This window comes from Streptococcus sp. HMSC067H01, assembly GCF_001814775.1.
GTDB lineage: Bacteria > Bacillota > Bacilli > Lactobacillales > Streptococcaceae > Streptococcus.
Map to the genome: position 1 here is coordinate 32,531 of NZ_KV817803.1, position 16,085 is coordinate 48,615.

General features: G+C 38.8%; 13 protein-coding genes. All 13 read right to left on the minus strand.

Annotation, left to right across the window (positions count from 1 at the left end; all coding sequences use genetic code 11):
• Positions 1-236 precede the first annotated feature (236 nt).
• A complete protein-coding gene (locus HMPREF2987_RS06650) occupies positions 237-1,391 on the minus strand; it encodes an MFS transporter (RefSeq protein WP_075229850.1) in 1,155 nt (384 codons plus the stop codon).
• A 270-nt stretch (positions 1,392-1,661) separates the two neighbouring features.
• Positions 1,662-2,588, minus strand: a complete 927-nt coding sequence (ftsX, locus tag HMPREF2987_RS06655) for a permease-like cell division protein FtsX (protein WP_060955459.1) — start codon at positions 2,586-2,588, stop codon at positions 1,662-1,664.
• Positions 2,581-3,273: a cell division ATP-binding protein FtsE gene (gene ftsE / locus HMPREF2987_RS06660; protein WP_075229851.1), complete on the minus strand. Its 693-nt coding sequence runs from the start codon at positions 3,271-3,273 to the stop codon at positions 2,581-2,583. The genes ftsX and ftsE overlap by 8 nt, the downstream gene beginning before the upstream one ends.
• A gap of 15 nt (positions 3,274-3,288) precedes the next feature.
• Positions 3,289-4,384 (minus strand): peptide chain release factor 2 gene (gene prfB, locus HMPREF2987_RS06665; RefSeq protein ID WP_142995376.1). Its coding sequence is split into 2 segments (ribosomal slippage): positions 3,289-4,311 and positions 4,313-4,384, totalling 1,095 coding nucleotides; the frame shifts between segments, so codons are not numbered across the junction.
• 297 nt (positions 4,385-4,681) lie between these two features.
• Positions 4,682-7,216 carry an MBL fold metallo-hydrolase gene (locus HMPREF2987_RS06670; protein WP_142995381.1) on the minus strand — a complete coding sequence of 845 codons (2,535 nt, stop codon included), beginning with the start codon at positions 7,214-7,216 and terminating at the stop codon, positions 4,682-4,684.
• A 73-nt stretch (positions 7,217-7,289) separates the two neighbouring features.
• The gene (locus tag HMPREF2987_RS06675; protein ID WP_075229852.1) at positions 7,290-8,000 is read right to left on the minus strand and encodes a LicD family protein; all 711 of its coding nucleotides are present in this window, start codon (positions 7,998-8,000) and stop codon (positions 7,290-7,292) included.
• A gap of 3 nt (positions 8,001-8,003) precedes the next feature.
• Entirely contained in the window at positions 8,004-10,151 is a 2,148-nt protein-coding gene (locus tag HMPREF2987_RS06680) for a LicD family protein (RefSeq protein WP_075229853.1), read from the minus strand.
• A gap of 8 nt (positions 10,152-10,159) precedes the next feature.
• Positions 10,160-11,128, minus strand: a complete 969-nt coding sequence (locus tag HMPREF2987_RS06685; protein ID WP_180364510.1) for a glycosyltransferase family 2 protein — start codon at positions 11,126-11,128, stop codon at positions 10,160-10,162.
• Positions 11,125-11,961, minus strand: a complete 837-nt coding sequence (locus tag HMPREF2987_RS06690; protein WP_075229855.1) for a LicD family protein — start codon at positions 11,959-11,961, stop codon at positions 11,125-11,127. The genes HMPREF2987_RS06685 and HMPREF2987_RS06690 overlap by 4 nt, the downstream gene beginning before the upstream one ends.
• Positions 11,962-12,105: 144 nt before the next feature.
• Positions 12,106-13,416, minus strand: coding sequence for an LCP family protein (locus HMPREF2987_RS06695; RefSeq protein ID WP_075229856.1), 1,311 nt, complete (start codon positions 13,414-13,416; stop codon positions 12,106-12,108).
• Positions 13,413-14,261: a prephenate dehydratase gene (gene pheA / locus HMPREF2987_RS06700; RefSeq protein WP_075229857.1), complete on the minus strand. Its 849-nt coding sequence runs from the start codon at positions 14,259-14,261 to the stop codon at positions 13,413-13,415. The genes HMPREF2987_RS06695 and pheA overlap by 4 nt, the downstream gene beginning before the upstream one ends.
• Complete coding sequence (locus tag HMPREF2987_RS06705) at positions 14,258-14,734, minus strand: shikimate kinase (protein ID WP_075229858.1); 477 nt, start codon at positions 14,732-14,734, stop codon at positions 14,258-14,260. The genes pheA and HMPREF2987_RS06705 overlap by 4 nt, the downstream gene beginning before the upstream one ends.
• Entirely contained in the window at positions 14,727-16,010 is a 1,284-nt protein-coding gene (gene aroA / locus HMPREF2987_RS06710) for a 3-phosphoshikimate 1-carboxyvinyltransferase (protein ID WP_075229859.1), read from the minus strand. Before aroA ends, HMPREF2987_RS06705 begins: the two co-directional genes overlap by 8 nt.
• Between the last annotated feature and the right edge of the window lie 75 nt (positions 16,011-16,085).

Consider the following 16,085-nt stretch of genomic DNA (forward strand, 5'->3'; position numbering starts at 1 on the left):
TAGTTTGCTCTTTGATTTTCATTGAGTATAAAATTACAAAAAAGAATGAGGCCGGGACAAAATCCCGACCTCTTTTTTTATGAATATTGAGCCTTTGATAAAGCAACTGATTGGAGCTTTTCTGAGCCTTCTAAACTCCATAAAACTCTATTGATCATAACTTTATTTTTTTCTACATAACTTTCAACACTTCACTGTATGCTTAAGGACTCGCAAACTCATCATCTTTTCGCTTTTTAAACTCTCTTTTTCAACAGATAGGAAACCAGACAAGAAGTAACAATCATCCATACTCCTAGAATGATAAAGGTCATTCGACCATTCGTTGTTACTAAGCCAATTCCTGAAAGAACAAAGGGTGTTAATGACGCACCAAAACTACATCCCAAAACTGCAAAAGAAGTTGCTTTGTTGAGAAGTTTTGCTGGGATTCTTTCAGATATCAATTGAAAGACTGTCGTAAGAGCGATACTGTAGGCAAATCCTCCTAAGACCGAACCTGCAACGACTACCCAGAGAGAAGGTGAGAGAGCAATGATGATTTGCCCGATACCAAAGGTTACACCCGCAACCAATAAAAGTTTTTCCTTAAAGGCAGAGATGAGGAAAGAAAAGCTAATTCCCGCCAGAATCCCAATCAACTGCATGGCACTGAGTACCAGGCTTGACAATTGAGCATCTCCAAAGCCCGCCTCAATCATGAGACTAGGAATACGGAAGGTAATGGCTGTATTGGTACATACAATGACTGCAGCCCCGATGGCTAGAAAGAAAATCAACTGTTTCATAGAGCGAGTCAATCTTACTACTTCTTCTGTCTTTTGCTTGGACTCATGAACTTCTTCTTTGTTATAAGGGACAAAGAGAAGGAAGAGTACAAGAACCACTAAACCTGCTGCATAGGCTAGGAAGGTTGCGGTCCACCCAAAGGCCAAAAGTTGCCCAACCGCCAAGGTTAAGATAGAGGCACCTACTACCTCGGCAGAACCACGAAAGCCAAGCATCTGGATACGAGTTTTACCATGGTATCGCTCACTGATGATTGAGATAGCCTTGGCGTTCAACATCCCAACACCCAGTCCAAAAAGAAGACGAGTGACAAAGACAAAGTAGTAACCTTGATACCAGAAAGGTGCAGTTCCACTGATTGAAAGGATCAAAAGTCCCAAGGTTAATTGGAGACGCTCAGGAAAAATGCGTTCCAAAACTCCGTTCAATAAGAGCATGGCCATAATTCCAAAGGAAGGGAGACTGACCAAAAGCTCGACCTGACCTGTCGAATAACCCTGGTAATAGTCAAACATAGCAGGGAGGGCACTCGAGATTGAAAACGATGTGATCAATACTAACGACAGAGAGAGCACGCTCGCCTTTTCTAAAAATTGTTTCATCTTATCCTCATATTTCATTCATTTTAGCTAGAAAGAGCTCGTGATTGCTTGTATCGCTTGATGAAAGTGTTTATTCACTACTTCTATCATCGGATTGCCAGCCTCCTTCATCAGCTCTTATGACAAAAAGGTCCTTTCTTATCATACACTGTTTCCAGCAAATTGGCAAGCAACTTGTAGGGCAAGTTCAAAACAAAAAAGCAGGGCAATCTGACTCTCTGAGTCCTCGATGGCATCCCACTTTTAGGTGTTTTATCAATAATAATTGTCTTAGATTTTCAAGAATCGACGCATTGAGATTCCTGATCCAAGTGAACCAATACAGATTCCGATAACAAACAAGAGACCAACCATCAAAGGAATAAAGGTATCTGGTGTAATCAGAGATAGGTTTTGTCCAACCAATGATGGATTAACAGATTGGTAGACACGGTTATAGATAAGATAAACCATGATAGATGGAAGGGTTGCTCCCAATAGTCCAATGAAGGCTCCTTCCAGCAAGAATGGGCCACGGATGTAGCCGTTCTTGGCACCAACCAAACGCATGATTTGGATTTCACGACTACGTGAAATGATGGTAATACGGATGGTATTTGAAATCAAGAAGACTGCGATGAAAATCAAGAGTCCTGCAATGACCAATCCCCATACACGGATGAAGGACGCCAACTTGAAGAGACGCTCCGTATTGGCACCACCGTCTTGAACCTCAGAAACTCCTTCGATTTTCTTAGCTTCTTCAGCGACTGGTTTCACATCACTTGGTGAATTGGTATCGACAATGTAGGCATCATGAAGGGGATTGGCATCACCTTCAAAAACCTTCCACTCGTCACCCATGGTTTCAGTCAGCTTTTCATATTGCTCTTCTTTACTTGAAAAGGTTACATTTTTAACTGATGGCAAAGCCTTAAGGGCATCATAGACCTTGTGGTAATCATTGTTAGTGACTGTCTGGCCTTCTTTAACAATGGTTTCGCTATTGTCTTCAACATCTTTACGAACATAAACCATGACGCGGACGTTGTTTTCAATATCCGTCGCCAATTTTGCAGTATTAAAGATAACTGAGGCAAAAATAGCAACCAAGGTCAAGGTAATCATGACCGAACTGACAGCAGCAATGGTCATCCATCCATTACGCTTTAAACTCTTTAAAGCTTCTAATAGATGGCGGAAAAATCTACTAATCATCGTATCCGTACTCTCCTTTCGCTTCGTCACGAACCACGCGACCATTCTCGATGGCAATGACGCGGTGGCGCAAGGTATTTACGATTTGACTGTTATGGGTTGCCATCAAAACTGTGGTTCCTTGAAGATTGATACGTTCCAAGAGGTTCATGATTTCCCATGAGTTATCTGGGTCCAAGTTACCTGTTGGCTCGTCCGCAATCAAAACCTTAGGATTGTTTACGATAGCACGCGCAATGGCGATACGTTGTTGCTCACCACCTGACAATTCATTAGGGAATGAACGAACCTTGTGTTTCAAACCGACAAGATCCAAGACTTCCATAACACGTTTTTTGATATTACGACGACTTTCACCGACAACCTCCATGGCATAAGCAATGTTCTCATAAACGGTTTTCTTTGGCAAAAGTTTGTAATCCTGAAAGACAACTCCTACGTTTCTACGCAAAAGTGGTACATCTTTCTTTTTAATCTTCACGAGATTAAAACCTGCAACCTGCAAGCTTCCTTTTTCTACTTTAACCTCACGATACAAGGCACGGATAAAAGTTGACTTACCTGCACCTGAAGGACCTACGATATAGGCAAACTCTCCTGGTTCAATACTCACAGAGACGCCACGTAGGGCTGTTGTCCCGTTGTCATACTTTTTGACAACATCTCTCATTTCAATGATCGACATGTGACTTCCTTTCTATTAACTAATACGCCATTTCAGATAAGCATCAATGAATCCATCTAAGTCTCCATCCATAACCTTATCTACCTGCGCAACTTCAAAGCTGGTACGATGGTCTTTGACCATGGTATAAGGGGTAAATACATAGGAGCGAATCTGGCTTCCCCATGTGATTTCTTTCTTATCCCCCTTAAGGGCATCTACTTCCGCAGCTTTCTTTTCCTGCTCCATCTGATAGAGTTTCGCCTGGAGCATCTTCATCGCACGGTCACGGTTTCCGTACTGAGTACGGTCAACAGTTGATGCAACAACAATCCCTGTCGGAATGTGGGTCAAACGAACACCCGTAGAAACCTTGTTGACGTTCTGGCCACCTGCTCCACCCGATCGGAAAGTATCCATCTTGATATCATCTTCTCGGATGTCAACTTCAATAGTATCATCCAACTCTGGCATAACTTCTACAGAAGTAAAGGAGGTGTGACGACGCTTAGCTGAGTCAAATGGTGAGATACGTACCAAACGGTGAACTCCCATTTCTGACTTGAGAAGCCCATAAGCATTTGGCCCTTCAAAAGACAAGGTCACCGACTTAATTCCTGCTTCATCACCAGCTTGATAGTCCAAGACTTCAACCTTGAAGCCTTTAGCATTTCCGTAACGAGTGTACATACGAAGGAGCATATCTCCCCAGTCTTGGGCTTCTGTTCCTCCAGATCCTGGGTGAATCTCTAAAATAGCATTATTATGATCATAAGGCTCTGACAAGAGCAGAGTCATCTCATAGCTAGTCATCATCTGATCTAGCTCAGCTAGCTTCTCAACCAACTCATCCTTGACAGACTCATCCTCTGCTAAAAAGTCTAGTAAGATTTCAACCTCATCCTGCAACTCTTCCATAGTATGGAAGGTATTGTAGGTATTTTTAAGTTCATTTAATTCTTGCGACGTTTTTTGAGCCGCGATATTATCGTTCCAAAAATCAGGTTCTGTCATTTTGTTTTCCAAAATGGCAATTTCTTCTTCTAACCCTTCGAGGTCAAAGAGACCCCCTAAAAGAAGCTAATTTTTCACGATTGGCGTCAATTTTTTGACGAATTTCTGAAATGTCCATATATACTCCTTTTTTGCATCGTTTTATTATACCATAATTTTTCTTATTTATCTAATCAGTCGGTTTTAAAATTTCTTATCAAAATATTTCGATTTAAAGACAAAGAGGATGTTTTCAACAACTTAGGGTATAAAGAATCAAAAAAACACCCCAAAGCTGATCAATATTCTCATCCTAAAAACATTGATCAATTCTTTGAGATGTATATAAATACTATTTCATGAGAAAACTAGGTAGTGAGTGAAAGACTAGCACAAAGGAAGTTTTCTCGAAAACTTAGTAAGAGGTAAAAAGCACTTATTCTTTATCTGCCTTCAAAGTCGGTTTTGTTTCAGCAGCTTCCTCTTTTTCATTGGCTTCTGCTGACTTTTCTTCCTTATCTGCTGGCTTATCAGAATCCCTCTTAGGATCTTCTTGACTTCCCTGAACTTCTTCTTTGTCAGGATTTAAGCTCCAAATGCCATCTTTATTGACCTTGTAGCCATCAGGTGTTGTTCCATTTCTTAGAAGTGAACCATCTGCTTGGAAATAATACCAATTGCCATTCAGCTGTTTCCAACCAGTTTGCATAGCACCATTAGCATCAAAGTAATAACTTTCACCATTTACTTTGTATAGTCCAGTTGCCATCTGACCAGTTTCAACGTCAAGATAATACTTAACCCCTTTATCTTGGAACCAACCTGTCTTCATAGCTCCGCTACTTGCAAAGTAGTAATAATGATTGTCTAGCCATTTCCAACCAGTCTGCATAGCTCCGCTTGCATTAAGGTAATAACGAGTGCCATCAATTTCTTGCAGGCCTGTGAGCATGATACCTTCCTTGTCTAGATAGTACCAGATATCCTTATCTTTGAACCAGCCAGTCTTCATGGCTCCGCTACTTGCAAAGTAGTAGTAATGATTGTCTAACCATTTCCAACCTGTTTGCATAGCTCCACTTGCATTAAGGTAATAACGAGTGCCATCAATTTCTTGGAGGCCTGTGAGCATGATACCTTCCTTGTCTAGGTAGTACCAAAGGTTCTTATCTTTGAGCCAACCTGTCTTCATCGCTCCACTGCTTGTGAAGTAGCTATAATGATTATCAAGCCACTTCCAACCTGTTTGCATGGCTCCACTTGCATTAAGATAATAACGAGTTCCTTCGATCTCTTGTAGGCCAGTTAGCATAACACCTTCTTTATCCAAGTAATACCAAGTTTCTTTATCCTTAATCCAGCCTGTTTTCATTGCTCCAGAACTTGCAAAATACTTCCAATGACCTTCAATAAGGGCCCAGCCTGTCTGCATGATACCATTGTTATCAAAGTAGTAGCTTGATCCATTGATTTGCTTCAAGCCAACTGTTCGAATACCATCTTCATCATAATAATACCAGTTTGAACCTAGCTTTTGCCAACTAGAAGCTGTACCATCTGTTTGCAGAGCACCATTACTTGCAAAGAGCATCTTCTTGCCTTTGAAGACTTGTAAGCCCGTCAGCATTTTCCCATCTTTATCAAAGAGGTACTTTTGCCCATCAATTTCAGCTAGTTCATTATAAAGTCTTGCGCCTGTAGAGCTGATATAATACCATGAGCCATCTTGCTTAAACCAGCCCTCATACTGCATCTTACCATTGCTATTGAGGTAATACCAGTTGCCTTCCAATTTTTCCCTGCTATCATTCAAATGAATCCATTTGTTTGCCTGCATTTGACCTTTACCGTTAAAGAAATAATAGATATTATCTATCGTTCGCCACCCAATGGCCATTTCATTATCAGTCAAACGATATTTCCAGTAACCATCTTCTTGATACCATCCTTCAGTTACTGTAGGAATATCTGGGAAAGAATTAGAAACGTTTGTAAATCCAGTATCACTAATATTAAATACTGTCGCATCTTGAGTTTTACTTGAAGCATGAACTACCTGAATATTCTTCTTTTTCAAGTAGTCTCTAGTTGAAGCCAAATTTGCATCATTAGATGATGTATGTACCACCATACTAGGTGAAAGAGAATCTAAAAAAGGAATTGTATTTGAAATTTGAGCATCATAATGATGATTCCATTTCATCATGTCTACTTTGCCAATTTCTGGACCTAATCTATCCTCAGCACCTTCAGCATTATCTAAGTCACCACCAAGATATATCTTTTTCCCTGCAACAGTCACTACTGCAACCAAGGAATTCGAATTATCATCATAGACTCTTTTCAATTTGCCATCCGGACCATACTCATTTTTATAGTTGTAGAGTTGGATATCCATATCACCCAATTTGAAGCGACTATCTTCTTCCTTAATATCTTGAACAATAGTTACTCCTTTTTCACGGGCAACATTGAGTGCATTATCATAATTAAAAAGATTATCCCACAAACGCCACTTACTAGTAATTCTCTCATCAGTATATTTTTTTAAATAAAGTTTTCCGACTGGATAACGTTTTAGAATTTCATCCGCGCCACCGATATGATCACTATGGACGTGCGTTCCTAAAATAAAATCCAATTTTTGGATACCAAGTCGATTTAAATGACGAAATAGTCTATCTTCCAAAACTAGTTCATTCTGTCTTGAGATACCAACTCGACTTGGATAACGTGGATCCGTTCCATCTGGAAAATCATAATCTTCCCCCATGTCAATTAGGGCATAGTGACCATTGCTCTCCAATAGAATGGCATCACTTCCTGAAGCTCCCTTGGTATTGATAAAGTGAATACGATTCCCAGAACCTGCCGAAATAGTGTCAGCCTTTACTGCTTGCAGGTGATTTGCAGTAACTGACAAGAGTATGATACTAAATAAGATTGACTTTTTTAACTTTTTCAAATCTATCACTTCTTTCCTTAAAACTTATCTGGTGTCATTCACAAATAGACTTTGTAATTCATTTGTAAGTGTACTTAGCTTATTTCTTTAAAACAACTCGGGCTAATTTTGCATCACCTTGTTTATAGATTGGATTTTCTTTCCAATTATAATTGGTATTTGGAGTTTCAAAATCAGCTCCATACAAGTGACTGATATAGTCTCTAGTATTCTCTGGAATTTTCACATCTACGCCCTTAAAGTTAGAAACTTGCAATTGACTGAATGGCAATTCGTAATGATAGACCTCATGACGAGTTGGTACTCCCAAAGCATTAATCATAAAGAAAATCGTATCGGAGGAGATTGTTTCCCCTTTTTTATCATAAACAATAAGATCTACATTCAAACCTTTAAAGCTGTATGATAGTTCTACCAATTGTTCATTGTAGTAAAATTCTTTGGTTCTTGAGAAACCTCTTTCCAAGAGATATTGTTCATCCTCTACAAAGCGTTGATAATCTGGAATAATGATGCCAAAATCCATATCCAGGTCATGGCTAATAAAATCATTTTCTCTAAAAAAGCCTAATAGAGTCCCAAAATCCAACCAAATATCATAATTTTTTAAAGGAGAACTATAAATAGTTTGAAGAATTTCTTCAAAGTTGTCTTTTAACAACTCACTTCTTTTGGAGTCCAATTCAACGTTCGCTTTGTCATTGAGACTTTTAATGATTGGTAAGTTCTTGATGAGGTCTTTCTTGTCCCCTAAAAGACTTGCCAAACTTCTTTTTAACCATTGTAACACGTCTTACACCTCTTTTATATAAGCGACAAAATCATCATGTTTCACTCGTTTTTCAACTGGTGGAATTTCCATAAAATCATCACCGTAGATAGCTGACAAGATCTGGTGAGAAGCTTCTGGAATTTTATAAATTCTATCTTCGAATGGGCTATCCATTACTTTATCAAGCAACGTCTTCTCAAATTTTGTAGAAGTTCTCTTATTTTCCATCAAGTAATCAATCGAATCATTATCATTAGCCTGCATTGAGAGAAGGTTCATTTTTTTATTCCAAGTTTTAACTCTTGTTAAACGGAAAACAAGTACTAATAGATATCTGACAATATTCTTCAATCCGGCATTTTTACTATGAATACCATAGAGAGTATAAACAGAAAGTCTGCGATAGGTATCTAGTTTAACCATCTCTTTATTGACATCAGCATAATAATCAAATGGGAATACATCCACACAAATTCCTAGATCGATATCATTTTCAATGTAATTGTTTTCATACACCGTACGAGCATCATAAACTCGATAAAATGGATAAGGATAGCGACTGTCATTTTCCCAAGATACTACTTTGTAGATAGGGTCATTGTCCCGTAGAACTGCTTGGTATAGCTTGTCATACTCATCACGTTTCAATGAGATATCAACATCATCATCCCAAGGAATATACCCCTTATGTCGAACGGCTCCTAATAGAGTTCCATAAGCCAAAGAATAATTAATATTCTCTTTTTCACAGAGATTGTGGATATAATCCATTACCCCTAATTCTACTTCTTTAATCTCTTCTTCAGACAGTCTTCTGTATCCATCTCTCTTTTTAGAAATAACAGAGAAATAATAGCCTGAGATTATAAACAGAATACAACCTAATAATGAGATACCATAGAAGGTTGAACTCAAGAATAAGTTAGAAATCAAGATAACGACTGTCATCAGTAATCCTGAAACAAGCTCATGATCAATTCTATCTTCCTCTTTGTCTTTTTTGAATTTTCTAAGACTTGCAAAGATAAATGAGAGCATAAAAATAGCGATCGGCATGATACCAAAGATTCCGTTATAGAATAATAACTCTAGGTATCCATTGTGAGTTAAGTAATGTTGTTTAATGATGTATGCACTTGCATCATAAGTTTTCCCTAACTCATACCAGTTTCCTGCTGAGTAACCAAATAGAGGTCTCTTTGGAATAAACGAAGCTGTCGATTGCCAAATTGCAAAGCGGTTATTGGAAATATTTTCTTCGCTAGTATCAGTTCGCTCTAAAGTCAAATTATTGTTTTCACCTTTTTCTTTATTGAGCTGAATTTCTGCAGAGTGAGCTTTCAAATACAGATCACTACTGTACTTGACACCATTATAAGATAAAAATACTAGTCCAACTGTTAACAATACAGCGACAAAAGATTTTAGCTTGTTACGGAATTCAAATTTCACTAAAGAATATAGAAAAGCGGCCACAACCAAACAGATGTAAGTCGTTCTTGAACCAGATAAAACGATATAAGCGAAATTAAGAATAATGGATGAAATAGCTAAGGTTTTAACTAGTTTACTGAAGAAAGTTAGTCTCATCCCTAAGTAAATAATAATAATTAAGGAAATAATCGATAAATAGTTAGGACTTGCTAAAATACCAAATAGACGGGATTCAACAAATCCTTGACGAATTAACAAGCCTTTATAGTCGAAAACTCTGTAACCAATCAACATTAAGAATTGAACAAGAGAAATGAAAACTCCCACAGTATTAGCTACAGTAATCACTGAGAAGAATAGGTTAAATAAAAGTCGAGACTTTTCTTTGGTAAAGGTCTGAAAAATTGGATAAATAGCAAAGAAATAAATAAAGAATACTACTAAGTTCTTAATATTCGTTGAAAAGCCATACTTAATCACCAGTAAACTTGTGATAATATTCATGGCAAAAAAGAGGATTAAGTACTCAATTTTTCTAACAAATAAATAAGCTTTTTTTACAAAGAAATTATACAAACCTAGTAAAACTCCCATCAGAGTCATACCTAAGGTAACAAATTTATTTGCAGAGATGAATTGAAGGGGGACAATGAGTCCCGCCATACAATAAAAAGATATGACTGATAAAAATACCAGATTAATTTTAAAATAGTTTTTCTCAATAATAGAAATCATTTTCTCTCCTAACGGTTATGTTGACCAAGTAAAATCTGTGTGTAGAGCTTTCTGCTGAATAGTAGAGCTAGGAAACTTATTTTTCTAGCATTGGTAAATCTAGCATCTCTTAAAATGTTCACTCTATTCTGTTTTAGATAGTGTATCAATTTATCTTCCAATAGTTTATCTTTAAAATCAGAATCAACTAACAACCTATCCAAGACATAGAAATAGGCCCAATTTAAACGCATCGTTGCAACATCAGCGATTGCGGGATAGTGCTCTCTTATTATATTCGCATTTTGCTCATATGCTTCAATCACATTTAAGAATTTTAATGAGAATTTTTGTGTAGTAATACTGTTTTCACGATGAACATAATAATACTTCTTCTCATTAGTCGCAACAACATTCTGGCACTGATCCAATAAACGAATCATAATAAAAGCATCTTCAGCAATTTTTCCAACTTCAAATCTAAGATGATTAAAGAGTTCTTTTTTATATAATTTATTAACAGCAGTCACAGACAAAATCTTTGCTTCCATGACCATTTTTATGGCTTCTTCTGAAGAAAGTTCCCAAGTTTTAATCTCTGAGACTTGTTTTTCAGGTATTTGATGATAAACATCATAATGTCCACACATAGAGAGATCTGCATTTGCCTCTCTTAAATGATGGTAGAGAGTCTCGTACATATCTTCGTCAATATAATCATCGCTATCAATAAAGCCAATTAAATCTGAACTTGCTTCATCAATTCCTCTATTTCGAGCATCAGACAAACCACCATTTTCCTTATGAATAACCCGAATTCGTTGATCTCTAAGCGCAAGTTGATCACATAGTTCACCACTCTTATCAGTCGAACCGTCATTGACAAGCAGTATCTCAAGATTACTATAGGTCTGTTTTAAAATAGACTCTACACATCGTTCCAAATAAGCTTCTACATTATAGACAGGAACAATAACACTAATTTTTTCTTCCATCATGCTCCATATTCTCCCTTATATTCTCTATAACTCTTATCCATATCTGCTATAACGGCATCATGGTGAGGGACTTGCTTATCCGCTGGAGGCGGTGTCATGTAATCACCAAAAGCAATGCTAAGATAGGCATCATAACCAATCGGAATAGGCATTTCTGTTCCTTCAAATGGCAAGAAAATATTATCTTCAAAGGCTTGGATTGGATATTTGTTTTTCATATAGCCAGGCCCTGAACATAATTCTGTAATGCCATCACTGTCAGCTGGTCCATACTTGGTCATTTCTTTTTCAGCCTTTTTCCAGATACGATAGCGAAGCGATTTAGGAGTCAATCCTAGTAAAATGGTACTACCCCACTTCATGAGAGCTCCATGCTTTTCTGGGATGGTTTGAGCACAAAAAAGGGAATAAATGAGAGCCCAACGGACTTGTTTCTTGCGCTCAGTTGGATTTTTAGGATAATAGTCCAAGGGTAATACATCCAAGGCCAAGCCATGTGGAAGGTCCAAATCCTTCTGATAAGGCTTGATACACGTCGTTTCCTTATCACGGATTGTGATAAAAAGGTTGCGATCTACATAGTCTTTGTGACTCTTTGACAAGAAATAACGCTCATCCGCAAATTGAGGCCAAAGCTCTGCTAATTTTTCATAGTCCTTACGAGGCATAAAGAAATCTAAATCATCATCCCAAGGAATGAAACCCTTGTTTCGTAAGGCTCCAATGGCTCCACCACCACATAGATAACAGAGCAAGTCATGTTTTTTACAAAATGCAACAAAATACTCAGCCATTTCTAGACTACGAGTTTGAATTGCCTTTAAATCACTCATCTATTTTTCATCCTCTTCTATAGAATACATCATTCTATTATACCACAAAAATGGCTTATAAATCCAACCAACTATGTGAAAAATCAAAGCCCAAGGCATCTGTTTTTACAGATGTATCAAGCTTTGATTTCCATTTTTTCGATTTTATCTCAAGCCCATTTGCGCGAGTTTGGTCTGGTAGGCAGCTTGATCCACTCGAAGGGATTGGCCTCCATAGACGTCATAGTCATCCACCCAATCACCAAGTTCTGGGACTGTCAGTTTTTCAATCCCATTTTGAGCTCCTTCAAGAACAGATAGGCCATTGGTCAATAAGAAGGTATAAGGTAGGTTTGTTGAGGTCATCGCAAAAACTTTCCCTAGAGCCTCTGAACCAGTGAACAATTTTGTCGGGTCTTTGATTTGTTGTAGAACCGCGGTCATAACCTGTTGTTGACGACGAGTTCGTCCGTAATCACCTTCATCATCGTCACGGAAACGAGCATAGTTAAGAAGAGTTGAACCGTTCATTTGCTGTTTACCGGCTCGAATAGTTTGAGTAGGTGACTCAGTTGCCGTTGCGTGCAAGTCATCACCCACTGTCGCTTCTGTGACTGGAACTCCATTTAAAGTTGAAAATTGGGCATCGATGGTTACACCATCTGGGAAAAGGGTATCAATGGCTGTCGCAAAGGCTTGGAAATCAACGAGCGCATAATATTTGATATCCAGATCAAAATTATCCTTGAGGACCTTGCGAACCATTTCGGCTCCTTGTTTTCCTTCTTGTTCCCCTAATTCGTAGGCCAAATTTAATTTGTGATCAGCTTGTTTCTGACCATCGATAACCTGACTATAACCATCAATGTAAACTAAATTGTCACGCATAAAGCTAACGAGCTTGATTTTTTTATCCTTACCACTTACGTTTAGAACCATGACAGAGTCTGTCCGCGTTTCGGAACTATCTTGTCCAATCCGTCCATCTGTTCCCAAAATCAGAATATTTACTCCATCACGAGTGTCTTGACCGTTAAAAACTTCAACTTGAGCCGCTTTAGCATCCTTAGGATTATTAGAGTTAGCAGATTGGAAGCCTTTTAAGAACATGACGATCATTCCTACTGCTACACAAAGCAATATCATCCCTAACCAAGCAAATAAGCGTTTAAAACGAAAACCTCTTTTTTTCTTTTGCTTCTTAACTTTTGGAATCTTCGTTTCCAGTTGATCTCCACTACTACGGCGACTAGAGCGACTACGGTTAGCATAGGTTGGCAGGTCGATACCAGAGTCTGAAAGAAGTTGTTCTTTGGCTTCTGGATTGAAAACTTCTGCTGAATCTTTTTGACCTTCTAACTTGGCTTGTAAAAAGGCAAATTCTCTTTTTTCCTTATCATTCAAATAATGAATATTTTTCAAAAGATAGTCATAGCGTAGTTTTTCATGATGTGTTAAAGGATTCTCTCTAGTCATAGGTTCTCCTTCCCTTTATCTTGTATGGTATAGATAGGGTAAGCTCCCAGTACTTTATACTGGATTCCAATTGTTTCTAATTCTTCTTGAGCAAAACGGACCAATTCTTTATCTCTATAGTCAACGTCGATGATAAAGAAGTATTCTCCAAGTGCAGTTTTAAGGGGACGGCTCTCAATCTTGGTCAAATCGATTCCTCGCCAAGCAAAGGTCGAGAGTGCCTTGTAAAGAGCACCAGGAAGATTGTCTGGCAAGGTAACTGCTAGGCTCATTTTTTCAGTTGCATCCTGTAAAGGAATCTGTGGCAACTCTGCCCCCAACACCCAAAAACGAGTGAAATTGGCTTCCATTTCTTGGATATCTTCCGCAATCAATTCTAAGCCATATTCCTCAGCAGAGCTTCTCGGAGCAATGGCAGCAAAGGGCTGGTCGGGGTGTTCTGCGATAAATCGAGCTGCATATGCTGTACTGGCAGTGACTTCTAGTTGAGCATCTGGATAATGCTCATCGATAAATTTCTTCCCTTGAGCCAAGGCCTGCGGATGAGAAAAGATTTTCTCAATTTTAACTTGTCCTGGCACCGCCATCAACTGTTGATGAATTGGCTGCACAATCTCCGCCACAGCCTGAATACGAGCTTGATGAAAAAGATAGTCCAAGGTTTCATGAACACTACCTTCAATGGAATTTTCGACTGGGACAACAGAAAAATCAACCAATCCCTGTTCATAAGCCTTGATAACATCTGTAATATTTGAAAAAGGCTCTAGTTCCTCATGAGGAAAAGCCGTTTGCACAACATGGTGCGAAAAAGATCCTTTGGGACCTAGATAGGCAATTTTCATCTCAATTCCTCTATAATTTCCTCTGGGCTTAGCTTGGACACATCGATAACTTTACTAGCCACTTCCTCATACCAAGCCTGTCTTTCTTTAAAAATCGCAGCCAAATCTTCCTTGCTATTCTTTAAAAATAGTGGACGTTGATTGTCCTTATCGGCTGAAATTCGCTGGTAAAGAGTCTCAAAACCTGCTTTTAGGTAGATATTATCAGCATTTTGCTTGAGCAAGACCCGATTACGCAGAGAAATGACTACGCCTCCCCCAGTTGACACCACTTGGTCCGTTTTTAGTAAGTCATCTAAAACTTCTGATTCCACCTGACGGAAGGCTGCTTCTCCTTTTTCTTCAAAGAAACGAGCAATCGACATCCCTAGTCGTTCTTCCAGCATAGCATCCATGTCTACAAAGTCAGGATCTAATCCTCTAGCGATGGTAGATTTTCCTGAACCCATAAAACCTAGTAAAACCTTAGCCATGAATCAATATCTCCAAATCATCAAAGAAGCTTGGGTAGCTAGTATTAATAGCTTCGGCACGATCTAATTCAACTTCTCCATCCGCAACTAAAAGAGCTGCAATGGCTGTCATCATGCCGATACGGTGGTCACCAAAGGTATTTACTCTGGCTCCATGGAGAGCAGATTTCCCTTTGATTATCATGCCGTCTGCTGTAGGAGTAATAGTTGCTCCCATGCTATTTAAAGCATCCGCAACAACTTGAATGCGGTCAGTTTCTTTGACCTTGAGTTCTTCTGCATCTTTGATAACTGTTTGACCTTGAGCTTGGGTAGCAAGAAGGGCGATAATTGGCAATTCATCAATCAAACGTGGAATCAAGGCTCCGCCAATCTCAGTTCCTTTTAGGTCTGACGTCTCAACAGTCAAAGTTGCAGACTTGGCAATTGGATCAATATCAGTAATCTCTAATTTCCCGCCCATAGCTCGGATAACATCGATAATCCCTGTACGAGTTTCGTTAATACCGACATTCTTAAGTACCACTCGAGAATTTGGCACAATCAAACCTGCTACCAACCAAAATGCTGCACTAGAAATATCTCCTGGCACGACAACCGTTTGTCCACTAAGTTTCTGTGGCCCTTGAACAGTGATTTTCTTACCATCGACACTCAATTCACCTCCGAATTGTTGGAGCATATCTTCTGTGTGGTTACGAGTGCACTCCTTCTCAATGATGACAGACTGACCTTGAGCCCGCAATGCTGCAAAAATCAAGGCTGACTTAACTTGTGCAGAGGCGATTGGCAATTCATAATGAATAGGTGTTAAATTTTTTGTACCTGTTAAGTGCAAAGGTGGCAAGTCTCGCTCTGTCTGACCAGAAATGCTAACTCCCATTTTTTTCAAAGGAAGGGTCACACGGTCCATAGGGCGTTTAGAAAGACTATCATCTCCAAACATTTCTACTTCAAAGTCTGCACCAGCAAGGACGCCTGAAATCAAACGAATAGAGGTGCCAGAATTCCCCATATCGAGAGCATTCTGAGGGGCTTTCAATCCATCCATCCCAACACCTTGTATGGTAACGACACCGTCCTTGTCCTCAATCTCTACGCCGAGGTTCCGAAATACTTGCATGGTTGAAAGAACATCTTCACCACGCAAGATATCATAAACCTTCGTTTCACCTTCAGCCAAGCTTCCAAAAATAATCGAGCGATGACTGATGGACTTATCCCCAGGTACGCGAATACTACCATTTAAGTGCTTAATGTTTGTTTTTAATTTCATACCGGCCCTCATACTGACAATACTTTTTCTTATTTTATCATAAAAAGTCAGAAATTTCTTAAAAATTCCTGACTT

Coding starts and splice junctions, on each gene's coding strand:
- HMPREF2987_RS06650 (WP_075229850.1), bottom strand. CDS start 1,391: ATGAAACAATTTTTAGAAAAGGCGAGCGTGCTCTCTCTGTCGTTAGTA.
- ftsX (WP_060955459.1), bottom strand. CDS start 2,588: ATGATTAGTAGATTTTTCCGCCATCTATTAGAAGCTTTAAAGAGTTTA.
- ftsE (WP_075229851.1), bottom strand. CDS start 3,273: ATGTCGATCATTGAAATGAGAGATGTTGTCAAAAAGTATGACAACGGG.
- HMPREF2987_RS06680 (WP_075229853.1), bottom strand. CDS start 10,151: ATGATTTCTATTATTGAGAAAAACTATTTTAAAATTAATCTGGTATTT.
- HMPREF2987_RS06685 (WP_180364510.1), bottom strand. CDS start 11,128: ATGATGGAAGAAAAAATTAGTGTTATTGTTCCTGTCTATAATGTAGAA.
- HMPREF2987_RS06690 (WP_075229855.1), bottom strand. CDS start 11,961: ATGAGTGATTTAAAGGCAATTCAAACTCGTAGTCTAGAAATGGCTGAG.
- HMPREF2987_RS06695 (WP_075229856.1), bottom strand. CDS start 13,416: ATGACTAGAGAGAATCCTTTAACACATCATGAAAAACTACGCTATGAC.
- pheA (WP_075229857.1), bottom strand. CDS start 14,261: ATGAAAATTGCCTATCTAGGTCCCAAAGGATCTTTTTCGCACCATGTT.
- HMPREF2987_RS06705 (WP_075229858.1), bottom strand. CDS start 14,734: ATGGCTAAGGTTTTACTAGGTTTTATGGGTTCAGGAAAATCTACCATC.
- aroA (WP_075229859.1), bottom strand. CDS start 16,010: ATGAAATTAAAAACAAACATTAAGCACTTAAATGGTAGTATTCGCGTA.